Source organism: Segeticoccus rhizosphaerae (genome assembly GCF_009192725.1).
Taxonomy (GTDB): domain Bacteria; phylum Actinomycetota; class Actinomycetes; order Actinomycetales; family Dermatophilaceae; genus Segeticoccus; species Segeticoccus rhizosphaerae.
Window position 1 is genome coordinate 1 of the sequence record NZ_VOHR01000059.1, and the last position, 15,872, is coordinate 15,872.

Below are 15,872 nucleotides of genomic sequence, written 5' to 3' on the forward strand. Positions count from 1 at the left end.
GCCGGAGCGCGCGGGCACGACCGGCGGCTGACCGGTGTCGTAGACGACGTCGCGGGCCGGCAGTGCGACCGCACCTGCGGTCAGCTCGCCGGTGCCGTCGGCACCGCGCTCCCACAGCGCCACGTGCACCGCCCAGTCGTCGCGCGGGGGCTCGGAGTACTCCCTGGTGCCGTCCACCGGGTCGACGATCCACACTCGCGCCGCGTCGACCCGCCCCCGGTCGTCCTTGCCCTCCTCGGAGAGCACGGCGTCCTCGGGCGCCCGCTCCTTCAGCTGCGCCATCAGCCACTCGTGCGACTCCGCGTCGCCACGCCGCTTCAGCGTCGGGCCATCGGTCTCCTGCGCGCGGACCACGAGCAGCATCCGGCCCGCCCCTTCGGCCAGTTCTCGGGCCAGGTCACTGTCGGAAGACACGTGCGACACCTCAGCTTTCGGTGAGTCGAGTGGGAACACAGTATGCCGTCACGTGGCGGCCGGGGCGGAGCGCGCCAGTCAGGCGCGGCCGTCGAACAGACTGGTCACCGAGCCGTCCTCGAAGACCTCACGGATCGCCTGGCTGATCAGCGGCGCGATGGACAGCTGGGTCAGCTTGGGGAAGTACTTCGCCGGGTCGATCGGCAGCGTGTTGGTGACGATCACCTCGCGCGCCACACAGTTCTTGAGCCGCTCGACCGCGGGGTCGGAGAAGATCGCGTGCGTCGCGGCGATGACCACGCTGGCCGCGCCGTCCTTCACCAGCGCGTCGGCGGCCTGGGTGATCGTGCCACCGGAGTCGATCATGTCGTCGACCAGGATGCAGGTGCGACCCTCGACCTCACCGACCACCCGGTTGGCGACGCTCTGGTTGGGCCGGTTGATGTCGCGGGTCTTGTGGATGAACGCCAGCGGCGCGCCGCCGAGGCGGTGCGACCACTGCTCGGCCACCTTGATCCGGCCCGCGTCCGGCGAGACCACGGCCAGCTTCTCGTTGCCGTACTTGCGCTCCACGTGCTTGGACAGGATCGGCATCGCCATCAGGTGGTCGACCGGCCCGTCGAAGAAGCCCTGGATCTGCGCGGTGTGCAGGTCGACGGCCATCAGGCGGTCGGCGCCTGCCGTCTTGAACAGGTCGGCCATCAACCGGGCCGAGATCGGCTCGCGCCCGCGGTGCTTCTTGTCCTGCCGGGCGTAGCCGTAGAACGGCAGGATCACGGTGATCTGCTTGGCCGACGCACGCTTGAGCGCGTCGACCATGATCAGGTGCTCCATGATCCACTCGTTGATCGGCGCGGTGTGCGCCTGCAGCACGAACGCGTCCGAACCGCGCACGGATTCGTCGTAACGCACGTAGATCTCGCTGTTGGCGAACTCATACGCCTGCATCGGCACGAGCTCGGTGCCCAGCTGGTAGGCGACCTCCTCGGCGAGCTCGGGGTGGGCCCGTCCGGAGAAGATCATCAGCTTCTTCTCCGGGCTGTGCTTGAGGCCGGTCATGCCCGGGCCGCCCCGCCATCAGCAGGATCAACCGGCGCGGCGGCCTCCGGTATGCCGTCCTGTTCCGCCGCGCCCGCGCACTCCCCCGCCGCCTTGGCCGCCTCGTCCGTCGCGCTGCCGGGGAACCTGCGCGCCACCCATCCCTCGACGTTGCGCTGCTTCCCGCGGGCGACCGCGAGCTCGCCCGGGTCGGTGTCGAGCGTGACCGTGGACCCGGCGCCGACGTAGGTGCCGTCCGCGAGGTGCACCGGCGCCACGAGCACCGAGCCGCTCCCGACGAAGGTGTACCGCCCCACGGTCGAGGTGCGCTTGGTCTGTCCGTCGTAGTTGGCGAAGATCGTCCCCGCCCCGATGTTGGCGCCTTCCGCGATCCGGGCGTCCCCGGCATACGTCAGGTGCGGCACTTTGGCCCCCTCGCCGATGACTGCGTTCTTGGTCTCCACGAAGGTGCCGATCTTGCCGTCCGGGCCGAGCTCGGTGCCCGGCCGCAGGTAGGCGAACGGTCCGACGCTCGCCCCCTCACCGATGAGCGCGAGCGAGCCGTGCGTGCGTATGACGTGTGCACCCCTCCTGATCTCCACGTCGGTGAGCGTGGTGTCGGGGCCGATCTCGACGTCGTCACCGATCGTGGTGGCGCCGTGCAGCTGGGTGCCGGGGTGGATCGTGACATCGCGGCCGAAGGAGACGTCGGTGTCGATCCACGTCGTGGCGGGGTCGACCACCGTGACGCCTTCGCGCATCCACCGCTCGACGGTGCGCCGGTTGAGCTCGGCGCCCAGCCGGGCGAGCTGGACGCGGTCGTTGACGCCTTCGGTCTGCCACAGGTCGTCGACCAGGTGCGCGCTGACCCTGCAACCGTCACCGCGCGCGATGGCGAGGACGTCGGTGAGGTACTTCTCGCCCTGGGCGTTGTCGGTGCCGACCCGGGCGAGCGCGCTGCGCAGGCGGTCGGCGTCGAACGCGTAGATGCCCGAGTTGATCTCGGTGATCGCGAGCTGGTCGGCCGTCGCGTCCTTCTGCTCGACGATCCCGGCCACCGCCCCGTCGCCGTCGCGCAGCACCCTGCCGTAGCCGGTGGGGTCGGGCAGGTCGGCGGTGATCACGCTGACCGCGCTGCCCGACTCCTCGTGCGCCGCGACCAAGGAGGTCAGGGTCTCGGCCGCCAGCAGCGGCACGTCGCCGTAGGTCACCAGGATCGTGCCGGTCAGGTCCGACGGGAGGCAGGTGAGCCCGCACTCGACCGCGCGGCCGGTGCCCTTGACCTCGTCCTGGTCGGCGACCAGCGCCTCCGGGTCGACCTCGGTCACGTGTGCCGCGACCAGGTCGCGGCCGTGGCGCACCACGACGGCCAGGTGCTGCGGTCCGGCACCGCGCGCGGCGGCGATGGCGTGGCCGAGGAGGCTGCGCCCCCCGATGGTGTGCAGGACCTTGGGGACGGCCGACTTCATCCGGGTGCCCTCCCCGGCGGCGAGGACGATGACGGCGGCCGGGCGGTGGGTAGTCACGCGGTGGCTCTCCCGGTGGTGTGGGGATCCGGACAGGCGAACAGGGGCAGGCTGGCCCGCTGCCGCCTGCGATGCTACCCGCCGGGTGCCGCCGTCCGGCCGCTCCCCTCGCCTACCACCACGCTCCCTCCTCGCCCGCGCCCGCTCCCACCTCATCCCCCGTGCGGGCGTGGAATATCCGGCCGGTTACGGCGCTTCCCCCTCTAGATACCCCCATGGGGTATCATCAAACCGCGAGGGAGGCCGACACATGGCACACGAGCAGACGGCTCACAACATGACTGCCGAGGGGGCGGACGCGCACCACCCGGGGTCGAGCCACGACGCCCACGGGCATGACGCCCATGCGGGTCATGGCGGGCACGGCGACCATGCGGCGCAGTTTCGCGACAGGTTCTGGCTGAGCCTCCTGCTCGCCTTGCCCGTCGTGTTCTTCAGCCCGATGGTCGGCGACCTGCTCGGCTACGCGCCGCCGGACTTCCCGGGCGCCCACTGGATCGCGCCGGTGCTGGGCACCGTCATCTTCGTCTACGGCGGGCAGCCGTTCCTCACCGGAGGCTGGTCGGAGGCCAGGTCGCGGCAGCCCGGGATGATGCTGCTGATCGGTATGGCGATCACGGTCGCCTTCGTGGCGTCATGGGTCACCACGCTCGGCATCGGCGGTTTCCACCTGGACTTCTGGTGGGAGCTGGCCCTCCTGATCGTCATCATGCTGCTCGGGCACTGGCTCGAGATGCGGGCGCTCGGAGCGGCCTCGGGTGCACTGGACGCCCTCGCCGCCCTGCTGCCGGACACCGCCGAGAAGGTGACCGACTCCGGCGTCGAGCAGGTCGCCACCACCGAGCTGCTCACCGATGACGTCGTCCTGGTGCGCTCCGGGGGCCGGGTGCCCGCGGACGGCGTGATCGTGCAGGGCCGGGCCGCGGTGGACGAGTCGATGATCACCGGGGAGTCGGCACCGGTGGACCGCGGCGACGGGGACGCGGTGGTGGCCGGGACGGTCGCGACCGACAACGCCCTCCGGGTGCGGGTGACGGCCGTGGGCGAGGACACCGCCCTCGCCGGCATCGGCCGGCTGGTGAGCGAGGCGCAGTCGTCGTCGTCGCGGGCGCAGGCCCTGGCGGATCGCGCCGCGGCCCTTCTGTTCTACTTCGCGACCACCGCGGGCGTGCTGACCTTCATCGCGTGGGCGCTGCTCGGCGACCTCGACGACGCCGTCACCCGCACGGTGACCGTGCTGGTCATCGCCTGCCCGCACGCCCTGGGCCTCGCGATCCCGTTGGTCATCGCGATCTCCACCGAGCGCGCCGCGGCCTCTGGTGTGCTGGTCAAGGACCGGCTCGCGTTGGAGCGGATGCGGCAGGTCGATGTGGTGCTCTTCGACAAGACCGGGACCCTGACCAAGGGGCAACCGCTCGTGACCGACCTCGCTGTGGTCGCGGACGCCGGCCTCGACCAGGGCGCGCTGCTCGCCCTCGCCGCTGCGGTCGAGTCCGACAGCGAGCATCCACTGGCCCGCGCCATCGTGGCCCGACACCGGTCCGAGACCGGTCGCGCGGCCCCTGCCGCCGAGGACTTCCGTTCCTCGACCGGCCGCGGTGTCGAGGCGACCGTCGGCGGCGCGAGGGTCGCCGTCGGTGGGCCGGCGCTCCTGCGGGAGGCGAGGGTCGACATACCGGCTGAGCTGGTGGCGACCACCGACTCGTGGAGCGCCCGCGGGGCAACCGTGCTGCACGTGCTGCGCGAAGGCGCGGTCGTGGGTGCCGTGGCCCTGGAGGACGAGGTGCGTGAGGAGTCACGGCACGCGGTGGACGCGCTGCACGAGCGCGGGGTCAAGGTGGCCATGGTCACCGGCGACGCACGGCCGGTCGCCGACGCGGTCGCCGCACGGCTCGGCATCGACGAGGTCTTCGCCGAGGTGCTGCCGAAGGACAAGGACGCCAAGGTCGCCGAACTGCAGCGGCGAGGACACCGCGTGGCCATGGTCGGCGACGGCGTCAACGACGCCCCGGCGCTGGCGCGGTCCGAGGTCGGCATCGCCATCGGCGCCGGCACCGACGTGGCGATCGAGTCGGCCGGCGTGGTGCTGGCCTCCGACGACCCGCGATCAGTGCTGTCGGTGATCGACCTGTCGCGCGCGAGCTATCGCAAGATGTGGCAGAACCTGGTGTGGGCGAGCGGCTACAACCTGGTGTCCGTGCCGCTGGCCGCCGGCGTGCTGGCCTTCGCCGGGGTCGTGCTGTCACCCGCCGTCGGAGCGGTGCTGATGTCGCTGTCTACCATCGTGGTCGCCGCCAACGCACAGCTGCTGCGCCGTCTGGACCTGCGCCCTGCGCCGCTCGAGGCAGCAGGCACACGAGGCCGAGATGGCACAGGTGACACCGTTGGCGCCGAGACGACCGTGCACCGGTGAGCGGACGTCATACCGACCACGCCTGATGGATCCCCGCGGGAAGTGATCGTGGGGTTTGCGACAGCGGGCTGTCGCAGACCCCACGATCATTCCCCACGAGCGGCAACCGGCGTCAGCGGCGGCCGAGGCGGCGCTCACCGCTCGCGCCCGGCCGGTAGTCGAGCCCGAAGTGGGCGAAGACGTCGGCCTCGGCCTCCGCGGTGAGCTCGCCGTCGGTGTCGATCGAGGGGCCGTCCTTGACGAGCTTCTTGGCCCGCATCACCCGGACGTGGTCGGGAGCCACGCGCGCCCCCTCCAGCGGCACGAAGACCAGCCGGCGCCGGCCGGCCAAGCCGATCCGCACGCTGGCGAAGGTCGGCTCCTCGCTGGCGGTGTCGAAGTAGACCGCCTCGAGGACCCCCACCTTGGAGCCGCCCTCGTCGACCACGTCGTGGCCGCGCCAGTCACGGATGTCGTCCACCTCGAATGCGCGCATGGCCTCACGGTACCCGCGTCCGGCCCGCTCAATCCGGCTTCGCCGGGTCGGTCACCGGGCCGAGGTCGGGGCGGTCGCGCAGCTCGAGCGGGCCACCAGCGGTCTCCATCTCGAGCACCCACACGATGTTGCTGCCGCTGCGCCAGAGCGGTGCCGGTGCGTAGAGCGTGCGCTGCGGCCCGACGTGCCAGTAGCGACCGAGCAGGAACCCGTTCAGCCACACGAATCCCTTGCCCCAACCGGGCAGCGCCAGGAAGCCATCGCCGGGTGCCGGCACGGAGATCTCGCCCCGGTGGAACATGGGAGCCTCCGCCGCAACGGGCGCCAGTGCACCCCCGCCGCCGTATGCCGCGCCGCTCCCCTCGGGCGCGCCGCTCCGGTCCGCTCCTGGCCCGGCCCCCGCCCGCTCGGCGAACCGGGTGACGGCGGTGAGGAAGCCCGGGTCGTCCAGCCGGACCGGGCGGCTCGCCCACCCGTGGATCCAGCGGCGCCCCAGCCGAACACCGCCGGTGATGCCCTTGCGTTCACCCAGCTGCGTGCCGTAGTTGACCCGGCCCTGGTTCTCCACGAACAGGTCGAGCCGGACCACGGCGCCGCTGCCTCGCACCGTCAACGCAGCCTCGGTCTCGTTGCCGTCCAGCGCGCCGAGCGGCCGGCCGTCGGCCAGCACGGTCGCTCGGTCGTGCAGCCCCACGACGGACAAAGGATGCTCACCCGCAGGCGCCAGCACCCGGCCGCGGTAGTGCACCAGGCCGTGGTCCTGGCCCAGCTGTTCCATGGTCAGCGGCATCGGTGACGCCGCCGCCTCCCCGAGCTCCTCGGCGACCTCGAGCAGACCCGGCCCGGCGGTCGTCGGCACCCGCTGCGTGGCGAGACGGGGCAGCTCGGGCACACGCGTCAGCGGTGGCAGCTCGCGGTGTCGCCCGATCACCTCGCGGAAGGCGTGGAACTTGGCGGTCAGCTCGCCCGCCTCTCCGACCGCCGCGTCGTAGTCGTAGCTCGTGACTGTGGGCTGGTGCCGGCCCTCGCTGACGTTGGCGCCGCTCCACAGCCCGACGTTGGTGCCGCCGTGCGCCATGTAGAGGTTGAGGCTGGCGCCCGCCGCGAGCAGCTCGTCCAGCACGCCCGCGGCGGAGTCGACCGAGCGCACGTGGTGCGGCTCGCCCCAGTGGTCGAACCAGCCGTCCCAGTACTCCATGCACATCTGCGGCCCGACCGGCTGCTCCGCTCGCAGAGCGTCCAACGACTCTGCCGTCCGCGACCCGAAGTTGACCGTCGCCAGCACTCCCGGCACGCTGCCGCACCGGAGCATGTCGGGCGTCGGCCCGTCCGAGGTGACCAGCAGCACGTCGACCCCACGGGAGACCAGGCCGGCCCGGAGGTGCTCGAGATAGGCAGCGTCGTCGCCGAAGCTGCCGTATTCGTTCTCCACCTGCACGGCCACGACCGGACCGCCGCGCGTGGCCAGCAGCGGCAGGACCCTGGGCAGCAGCACGTCGAACCACTCGTCGACCGCCGAGAGGTATGCCGGGTCGCTGGTCCGCAGTGTGCGGGCGCCACCCGGCAGCACGCCGTCTGCCAGCAGCCAGGCCGGCAACCCCCCGAAGTCCCACTCGGCGCAGATGTAGGGACCGGGCCGCACGATCACGTCCAGCCCGGCCGCGCCCGCCAGCTCGAGGAACCGGGGCAGGTCGTTCCATCCGCGGAAGTCGTGCTCACCGCGACGTCGCTCGTGGACGTTCCACGCGACATACGTCTCGATCGTGTTGAGTCCCAAGGCGCTCAGCCGAGCGAGCCGGTCGGCCCACAGATCCGGGTGGACCCGGAAGTAGGCGCCGGAGACGATCCGGTGCGGCCGACCGTCGCGGAGGAACTGGTCGCCGTGCACGAGAAGGGGGGTGGACACGGTGGATCCTTGCACGCAGCGAGCCACGGACTCTCGAACGGATCCGGGGAACGGGTGTGAGCCGTGGGATCGCGGGTAGGCAGTCCACAGGCGCCGGGCGTTCCCCGGGCGTGTGCCTGGCGCAAGAGCCGGTCGGTCGAGACCAGAGCCGACCGGCTCGCCCCTGTCCGCACACCCGGAGCCGCGCACCAGGTCGAGGGATAGCCTGCAGTCCTCACCGATTTCGAGGAGACTGCCGGACGTGGACGAGGCCGACTACCACCAGCTGAAGTTCGAGCGACGCGACAACGGGGTCCTGCTGATCACCCTGGACCGGCCGGAGAAGCTCAACGCGGCCGACGAGCAGATGCACGGCGAGCTGGCCCGCGTGTGGGCCGACGTCTCGCGGGACCCGAGGACGCGGGTGGCGGTGGTGACCGGCGCGGGGAGGGCGTTCTCCGCGGGTGGCGACCTCGCGATGGTGCAGCGCCAGGCGGGCGACTACGACGCGGTCTCGCACATGCTCGGCGAGATGTCCGACATGGTCTACAACATCGTGAACTGCGAGAAGCCGATCATCAGCGCCATCAACGGTGTCGCCGTCGGCGCCGGCACGGTGGTCGCCCTGATGGCCGACATCTCGATCTGCGCCGAGGACGCCAGGATCGGGGACGGCCACGTCAAGCTGGGCGTGGCCGCCGGCGACCACGCCGCCATGCTGTGGCCGCTCCTGTGCGGAATGGCCAAGGCCCGCTACCACCTGCTCACCGGCGAGATGATCACCGGTGCCGAGGCCGAGCGGATGGGCATGGTCAGCAAGGCGCTGCCCCGCGACCAGGTCCTGGGCGAGGCGCTCCGGGTCGCCGACCTGCTGGCCACCGGCTCACAGCCCGCGATCCGCCTCACCAAGCGCGCACTGAACAACTGGCTCAAGCTGGCCGGCCCGATCTTCGACCAGTCCGCGGCCTACGAGATGCTCTGCTTCATGGGACCCGACGTCCGCGAGGGAGCCGCCGCCATCACCGAGAAGCGCCCGCCCCACTTCCCCTCCGCGGAGGGACCGACCGCCTGAGGTGCCCTGACCAGAGAGTGAGCGACATGACCGCCTACGACCCCACCGCCTACCGCGACTACATCGAGCACGAGTTCAGCTATCTGTCCGGTTTCCGGCGCAACACGCACCGGTATGCCGACCGCGTCGCCTTCCGCGATCCCTCCACCGACACGACGCTCACCTACGCCGAGCTCGGCGCACGGGTCGACCGGCTCGCGACCGGCCTGGCCGATGCCGGCGTGAAGCCCGGCGACGTCGTGGTCTACCAGCTGTTCAACTCGCTCGAGTTCGCGCTGCTCTACCTGGCGACGCAGGCGTGCGGGGCGGTCGGGTCACCGATCAACTTCCGGCTGGCACCCGGCGAGACCGCCTACGTGCTGGACGACTCCACTCCGGTCGTCTTCATCTTCGACGAGTCGCTCCGCGACGACGCCGTGGCGGCGGTCGAGCACGCCCAGCACCGTCCCGCCGTGGTGGCGATGGTGGGCGGTGGCGAAACACCTTCAGGCGTGGTGCGGTTCGAGGAGCTGGTCGCGGACTCGCCGCGCGAGCTGCCCGGCACCGCCTCGAGCTACGACGAGACGACCCGGCTCTACACCTCGGGCACGACGGGGATGCCCAAGGGTGTCCCGCTGCCGAGCATGGTCGAGGTCTTCACCGCGCACGACGTGATCATGCACTTCCCCCTCGCCCCCGAGGACCGCACGCTCAACATGTCGCCGTGGTTCCACCGCGGCGGGCTCTACTCCGGCGGGCCGAACCCCGTGTTCTACCTGGGCGGTTCGGTCGTGCCGATGCGCGCTTTCGACGCCGCACGGTGCCTCGACCTGGTCGAGCAGGAGGGCATCACCTTCCTCATCGGAGCACCTCCGAACCTGGCCATGCTGGCGCGAGAGCAGCAGGCTCGCGCGCGTGACCTGACCACTCTGCACGGGATCGTCACGATGGGCGCGCCGCTGGAACGCGAGGCGTGCCTGCACTACCAGGAGCTGCTGAGCGCCCGAATCTTCAACGGCTACGGCACTACCGAGGCCTTCTGGAACACCTTCCTGCGGCCCAGCGACCTGCCGGAGCACGCGGGCACGGCCGGACGAGCCTGCACCGACGACGACGTGGCCGTCGTCAAGGTCTACGACGACCGGCTGGCGGACCCCACCGACTATGTGGCCAAGGGTGGCGGAGAGGTCGGCGAAGTGATCGTGCGATCGCCGAAGTGCGGCTTCGGCTATGCCAACTCGACCGAGGAGCAGGACGCGAAGTACCACCAGGGCTGGCTCTACATCGGCGACCTCGCCACGTGGGACGCCGGGGAGTACGTCACCATCGTGGGCCGCAAGGACGACATGGTCATCTCCGGCGGGGAGAACGTCCACCCGGTGCAGGTCGAGGAGGCCCTCAACGGGCACGTCGGCATCGCCGACTCCCTCGTCGTCTCCGTGCCGGACGAGAAGTGGGGTCAGATGGTCGTCGCCTACGTGGTGCCGGCCGGAGAGTCGCTCACCGTCGCCGACTGCGAGCGGCACTGCCGCGAGCACCCGATGCTGGCGAACTACAAGCGCCCGCGTGCCTACCGGTTCGTCGACGAGCTGCCGCTGACCGCGACCGGCAAGAAGATGCACTACGTCGCGCGCGAGAAGGCGGCCGGCGAGTACGCCGAAGGCCTCTTCGAGACCGTCTGACCCACCCGCCTGCCCCGCCCTCGGGGGAGCCGGTGGTGGTCAGACCGCGGACGGCTCCGGCTGTGCGTCGGCCTGCTCGGAGCCGGACCGGTCGGCTACAGCGGGTGCACGCCGCATGTGTGCCGGCCGCTCGAAGACCATCGCGGCCAGGAAACCGACCACCAGCACGGCTGCGGGCAGCAGCAGCGAGTTGGCCATCGCCTGGGAGAACCCGTCGTGCAGCGCTGCGGGCAACGGGCCGGTGCCCGCAGCGGCCTCGGCCGAACCTCCACCGGGCATCGCCGGCAGGTGCGAGGCCAGCTGCGACTCCATGAGCACACCGATCGCTGCGCTCCCGAGCACCGCGCCGAACTGGCGGGTCGTGTTGTAGACCCCCGAGCCGGCACCGGCCTGGCTCATCGGCAGGTTGCGGGTCGCGGTCGTCGACAGCGGCGACCACATGAAACCGTTGGCCACGCCGAGCAGGGCGATCGGCAGCAGCAACTGCCAGATCGGCACCTCTGGCGTCATGATCTGGCTCAGCCACACCATCGAGATGGGGAAGGCCGCCAGCCCTACCCCCGCGATGTAGCGCGGGTGGAACCGGTCGGCCAGCTTGCCGACGAAGGGCGCGAGCACGCCGGAGATGACGGCCATCGGCACCAGCAGCAGCGCCGAGCGGGTCGGGCTGAGGCCGCGCACGCTCTGCGCGTAGAGCATGATCGGGAAGGCCATCGCGGTGATGGCGAAACCAACCGTCGTGATCGACACGTTGGCCAGTGAGAAGTTGCGGTCGCGGAACAGGCTCAGCGGCACCAGCGGCTCCCGCCGGTTGCGTCCCTGCCACACCACGAAGACCACCAGGACGAGCACGCCCACCCCGATGAGGGACCAGACCGAGACCGGCCCGGTGATCTGACCCCAGTCATAGTTCTGGCCCTCCTGGATCCCGAAGACCAGGCAGAACAGGCCGATGGCCGACAGCATCACGCCGACCATGTCGAAGCGGTGGCTGTGGGTGGGCAGCACGGGGACGAAGATCATCGCCAGCACGAACCCGACCACGCCGACCGGCACGTTGATGAAGAAGATCCATTCCCACCCCAGGCTGTCGATCAGCACCCCACCGACGATCGGGCCGACCAGGGTGGCGACACCGGCGACCGCGCCCCACAGGCCCATCGCCTGGCCGCGCTTGGTGGCCGGGAAGGTGCGGGTGATGACCGACATGGTCTGTGGGGTCATCATCGCGGCGCCGAAGCCCTGGAACACCCGCGCGATGACCAGGTGGTCGATGGTGCCGGTGAAGCCGCACCACAGCGAGCTGAGCGTGAAGACGGCGAGCCCGACCAGGTAGAGGTTCTTGGGCCCGAAGCGGTCGCCGAGCCGGCCCGTGATCAGCAACGGCACGGCATACGCGAGCAGGTAGGCGCTGGTGACCCAGACCACCGAGTTCACCCCGGCATCCAGGTCGGTCATGATCGCGGGAGTCGCGACCGACACGATCGTGCTGTCGACCAGGATCATGAAGAAGCCGAGGCACAGGGCCCACAGGGCTGGCCAGGGGCTGACCGGCGCCTCGTGGCGTCCGGGTGGTCGGTCGTTCAGGGCGTCGGCCATGTGAGGTCCTTGGAGTCGATGCGGGTGATGAGCCGGCTGATCCAGTCGAGCTCGGTGGTGGTGATGGCGCGCAGGTAGTCGAGCTGGAACCAGTAGGCTTCCGCGACCTCCAGGCGTCGGGCGACCTCGAGGAGGTCCGTGAGCTCCGTGACGGAGGCCTCGAGCCCGGCGCGGCGCCGGGCGAGGGCCTCGAGCACCTCGTCACGCGTGAGGTTGTGGGACTCGGCCAGCGCGACGGGGAAGATCGGGAACTCGTTGACCGGCTCCGCGAGCAGCTCCTGGATGCGGGCACGCAGCGCGGCGCGCCCGCGGTCGGTGAGCTCGTAGGTGGTGCGCTCGGGCCGGTTGCCCTCGCGCTCGGTGCCGGTGGCGACGACCAGCTCGTCGGAGGCGAGCCGCTCGACCGCGTGGTAGAGGGATCCCGGACGCACCTTGACGATGCGGGTCTCCTCGCGCTCGACGAGCAGCTGGTACATCTCGTAGGGATGCATCGGCCGCTCACGCAGCAGCGCGAGGACCGAGATCGCGAGCGGGGTCAGGCGACACGTCACGAGGGTCCCAACACTGAACCGCCCGAAATATTCCACGCGGAATAGTCAAGCACCGACGGGCCGGTGAGATCGAGTTGATTTTCCGCGGCGGCGATCGGACGGCATACCTGGCACTGGCAGTGGCTCTCCGGCCGGGCACGGAGCTCCCCGGGTAGGAATCGAACCTACGTCGCTAATCCTGATTCAAAGTCAGGCGGCCCCTACCAGCAGAGCAACCGGGGAACGTCCCGCGGGCGGGATCGTGGCAAGGGTAGTGGACCGGACGGCCTCGGCCGAACCGCGTGAGGCCCGGCGCCTCGACGGTCGTGGGTTACGGTGCGTAGGTTCGATGGAACGGCGCACGAATACGCGATCGGCATGACGGAGGCACTTGACATGATGGCCGGGTGAACGCCCCCAGGGTCAAGGCCGACGCACCCTCCGTCCGCGCTCGGATGACGGGTGAGCAACGACGCGAGCAGCTCATCGAGGTGGGCCGCAAGCTCTTCGCCGAGAAGGGGTTCGAGGGGACCACTGTCGAGGAGATCGCGCACAAGGCCGACGTCTCCAAGCCGGTGGTCTACGAGCACTTCGGCGGCAAGGAGGGCCTGTATGCCGTCGTCGTCGACCGCGAGATCCGCATGCTTCTCGACGGCATCACCACGGCGCTGACCGCCGAGGCCACGGCCCGCGGCCTGGTCGAGCGGGCCGCCCTCGCTCTCCTCGACTACATCGAGGGATCGACCGACGGGTTCCGCATCCTGGTCCGCGACTCGCCGCCCGGCCAGGCGACCGGCTCCTTCGCCAGCCTGATCAGCGACATCGCCACGCAGGTCGAGCACATCCTCGCGGACGAGTTCAAGCGCAAGAAGCTGGACCCGAAGGCCGCGCCCATCTATGCGCAGATGCTCGTCGGCATGGTGGCACTGACCGGTCAGTGGTGGCTCGACTCGCGCAAGTTCAAGAAGGCCGACGTGGCGGCGCACCTGGTCAACCTGTCGTGGAACGGGCTGGCCGGCCTCGAGGCCAAACCCCGCCTGCGCCTCGACCCCTGACCTCGGCGACCTGCCCGCCTCACCGGTGAGTAAAAGGTTGCGTGCGAGCTGAACGCACGTTTAGCATACTGATCATGCGTTCAAGGGAGTCCGACCTCACTGCCCGCGCCAGCATCCGCAACGCCGCACTGGCGCTGTTCGCCGAGCACGGGCCGGGCGCGGTCAGCGTGCGCCAGATCGCGACGACGGCCGGGGTCTCGCCGGCGCTGGTGCTGCACCACTTCGGCAGCAAGGCCGGCCTGCGCGAGGCCGTCGACGAGCACGTCGCAGGGGTCTTCGACGAGTTGTTCGACGCGGGCAGCACGGACGACGCCCTCCCGGCGCTGGCGGACGGCGACGCCGGCTCGATCGCCCAGCTCTTCGCCGAGGCCTTCCCGCCCGAGTCCCCGCTGCCTGCCTACCTGCGGCGCCTCCTGCTCTCCGGCGATCCGGCCGGGACGCGGCTGTTCCAGAGCTGGTATGACGCGACGCAAGCCGTCTTCAACCAGATGGTCCGGGAGGGGCTGGCCACCCCCGGCCGCGACCCGGCGGTGCGTTCGGCCTTCGCGTTGGCCAACGACCTGGCGCTGATCCTGCTGCGCGGACCACTCGAGCACGTCCTCGGCTTCGACCCCTTGACACCCGCCGGCATCGACCGTTGGGCCCGTGAGGTGACGGCCGTCTACCGCGACGGGTTGTGGGGCGCCGCTGCGACACCGTCCGCGAGAAAGTGAGACGAGGATGCACGCCACACCCGACGCCACGGCGACAACCCGCGAGCGAGGCAACCACGGGAACGACCTGGACGACCTGGTCAGGGCCGATGGCCTGGTCAAGACCTTCGGCCGGTTCCGCGCCCTCGACGGCCTGGACCTGCGCGTCGCCCGAGGCGAGGTGCACGGCTTCCTCGGACCCAACGGTGCCGGCAAGTCGACCACCATCCGGGTCCTGCTGGGGCTGATGCGTGCAAGCGCCGGCCGGATCGAGGTCTTCGGCCAGGACCCGTGGGAGGACGCTGCCACGCTGCACCGGCGGCTCGCCTACGTGCCGGGTGACGTCGCGCTGTGGCCGGGACTGACCGGCGGACAGTGTCTCGACCTGCTCGGCGACACCCACGGCGGCCTGCGATCCGGGGCGCGGGCGGAGCTGATCGAGCGGTTCGACCTCGACCCGGCCAAACGTGCCCGCGACTACTCCAAGGGCAACCGGCAGAAGGTCGCCCTGATCGCAGCCCTCGCCGCCGACGTCGAACTGCTCGTGCTCGATGAGCCCACCTCCGGCCTCGACCCGTTGATGGAGCAGGTGTTTCAGCAGGCCGTCCGAGAACGCCAGGCACAGGGAGTGACCGTCCTGCTGTCCAGTCACATTCTGGGAGAGGTCGAGGCGCTGGCAGACCGGGTGAGCATCATCCGCGCGGGCCGCAACGTCAGCTCCGGCAGCCTGGCCGAGCTGCGCCGGCACACCCGCACGAGCGTCCACGCCGTCACGCGGGGCCGTTCGTCCGGTCTGGCGACGCTGCCCGGCGTCGGCGAGCTCGACCAGCGCGAGGTGGACGGCCGGCACGCCTCGTCCTTCACGGTCGACGCCGAGCACCTCGACGAGGCGATCGGCCTGGTCCACGGGGCCGGCATCCACACGCTCACCAGCGAGCCGCCGAGCCTGGACGAGCTGTTCCTGAGCAACTACGCCGCCGACCCGGCGCTCGCGGGCGGCCGCGGGAACCGCGGCGATGGCGGCGGCGACTCGGTCGACCCGTCTGGCCCGCACGGCAATCGGGGTCGACGTGGCCACCGGCACGGCATACGGGGTGCGCGTCGATGAGCACCACCCGTCTCGGCTCGACAAGCCTTGTCCCCATGGTCGGCATCTCACTGCGCATCGGCTGGAAGGCGATCCTGGCCTGGGTCGTCGGCATCGCCGCGCTGATGGTGCTCACGACGGAGTCGGTCAGCGGCCTCTACGACACGCAGGCGAAGATCGACAGCTACGCCGAGGCGATCGGCGGTGGCGACGCACTGATGCTGCTCAACGGCAAGGTGCACGGGCTCGACACCCTCGGCGGTGTGATCGCCAACGAGTTCGGGTTCGTGGCGTCGTTCGCGGTGCCACTGATGGGGATCAGCCTGATCGCCCGCAGCACCCGCCGCGACGAGGAGTCCGGGCGCCTCGAGCTGCTGCTCGCCGGTCGGATCGGGCGCACCGCGCCGCTGGCGGCCGCCGCGCTG

13 protein-coding genes, 1 tRNA gene and 1 pseudogene are annotated in these 15,872 nt (G+C 70.8%); 7 read left to right on the forward strand and 8 right to left on the reverse strand.

Going from position 1 to position 15,872, the window contains the following annotated elements; genetic code table 11:
• The 3 genes from FRW57_RS07235 to glmU form a co-directional block, all read right to left on the reverse strand.
• Positions 1–414: inositol monophosphatase family protein (locus FRW57_RS07235; RefSeq protein ID WP_338055356.1), on the reverse strand; the 414-nt coding region annotated here is incomplete at its 3' end.
• 78 nt (positions 415–492) lie between these two features.
• Complete coding sequence (locus FRW57_RS07240; RefSeq protein WP_137119933.1) at positions 493–1,473, reverse strand: ribose-phosphate diphosphokinase; 981 nt, start codon at positions 1,471–1,473, stop codon at positions 493–495.
• The gene (glmU, locus tag FRW57_RS07245) at positions 1,470–2,978 is read right to left on the reverse strand and encodes a bifunctional UDP-N-acetylglucosamine diphosphorylase/glucosamine-1-phosphate N-acetyltransferase GlmU (protein ID WP_152185671.1); all 1,509 of its coding nucleotides are present in this window, start codon (positions 2,976–2,978) and stop codon (positions 1,470–1,472) included. Before glmU ends, FRW57_RS07240 begins: the two co-directional genes overlap by 4 nt.
• 250 nt (positions 2,979–3,228) lie before the next feature.
• Between glmU and FRW57_RS07250 the strand changes: the two genes are divergently transcribed.
• Positions 3,229–5,391, forward strand: coding sequence for a heavy metal translocating P-type ATPase (locus tag FRW57_RS07250; protein WP_203230242.1), 2,163 nt, complete (start codon positions 3,229–3,231; stop codon positions 5,389–5,391).
• A 112-nt stretch (positions 5,392–5,503) separates the two neighbouring features.
• On the opposite strand, the gene FRW57_RS07255 is transcribed toward FRW57_RS07250, so the two are convergent.
• Positions 5,504–5,866, reverse strand: a complete 363-nt coding sequence (locus FRW57_RS07255; protein ID WP_137119935.1) for a PRC-barrel domain-containing protein — start codon at positions 5,864–5,866, stop codon at positions 5,504–5,506.
• A 28-nt stretch (positions 5,867–5,894) separates the two neighbouring features.
• Entirely contained in the window at positions 5,895–7,772 is a 1,878-nt protein-coding gene (locus FRW57_RS07260; RefSeq protein WP_152185672.1) for a glycoside hydrolase family 35 protein, read from the reverse strand.
• A 241-nt stretch (positions 7,773–8,013) separates the two neighbouring features.
• On the opposite strand from FRW57_RS07260, the gene FRW57_RS07265 reads away from it, so the two are divergent.
• Complete coding sequence (locus tag FRW57_RS07265; protein WP_137119937.1) at positions 8,014–8,823, forward strand: enoyl-CoA hydratase/isomerase family protein; 810 nt, start codon at positions 8,014–8,016, stop codon at positions 8,821–8,823.
• Between the two features lie 26 nt (positions 8,824–8,849).
• Complete coding sequence (locus FRW57_RS07270) at positions 8,850–10,484, forward strand: class I adenylate-forming enzyme family protein (protein WP_152185673.1); 1,635 nt, start codon at positions 8,850–8,852, stop codon at positions 10,482–10,484.
• 39 nt (positions 10,485–10,523) lie between these two features.
• Here the strand turns inward: FRW57_RS07270 and FRW57_RS07275 are convergent, their stop codons facing one another.
• From FRW57_RS07275 to FRW57_RS07285, 3 genes are all read right to left on the reverse strand, one after another.
• Positions 10,524–12,083 (reverse strand): MFS transporter, encoded by a 1,560-nt coding sequence (locus tag FRW57_RS07275; RefSeq protein WP_152185674.1) that lies wholly within the window; start codon positions 12,081–12,083, stop codon positions 10,524–10,526.
• Entirely contained in the window at positions 12,068–12,670 is a 603-nt protein-coding gene (locus tag FRW57_RS07280) for a PadR family transcriptional regulator (RefSeq protein WP_238999362.1), read from the reverse strand. Before FRW57_RS07280 ends, FRW57_RS07275 begins: the two co-directional genes overlap by 16 nt.
• A gap of 107 nt (positions 12,671–12,777) precedes the next feature.
• Positions 12,778–12,856: transfer RNA gene (locus tag FRW57_RS07285), tRNA-Gln, on the reverse strand.
• 212 nt (positions 12,857–13,068) lie between these two features.
• Between FRW57_RS07285 and FRW57_RS07290 the strand changes: the two genes are divergently transcribed.
• From FRW57_RS07290 to FRW57_RS07305, 4 genes and pseudogenes are all read left to right on the forward strand, one after another.
• The gene (locus FRW57_RS07290) at positions 13,069–13,668 is read left to right on the forward strand and encodes a TetR/AcrR family transcriptional regulator (protein ID WP_137120038.1); all 600 of its coding nucleotides are present in this window, start codon (positions 13,069–13,071) and stop codon (positions 13,666–13,668) included.
• Positions 13,669–13,742: 74 nt separating this feature from the next.
• Positions 13,743–14,381 carry a TetR/AcrR family transcriptional regulator gene (locus FRW57_RS07295; RefSeq protein WP_137119940.1) on the forward strand — a complete coding sequence of 213 codons (639 nt, stop codon included), beginning with the start codon at positions 13,743–13,745 and terminating at the stop codon, positions 14,379–14,381.
• A 7-nt stretch (positions 14,382–14,388) separates the two neighbouring features.
• Positions 14,389–15,468, forward strand: coding sequence for an ABC transporter ATP-binding protein (locus tag FRW57_RS07300; protein WP_202911355.1), 1,080 nt, complete (start codon positions 14,389–14,391; stop codon positions 15,466–15,468).
• A pseudogene (locus FRW57_RS07305) lies at positions 15,465–15,872 on the forward strand (hypothetical protein); the annotation flags it as partial. The gene FRW57_RS07300 and the pseudogene FRW57_RS07305, both read left to right, overlap by 4 nt.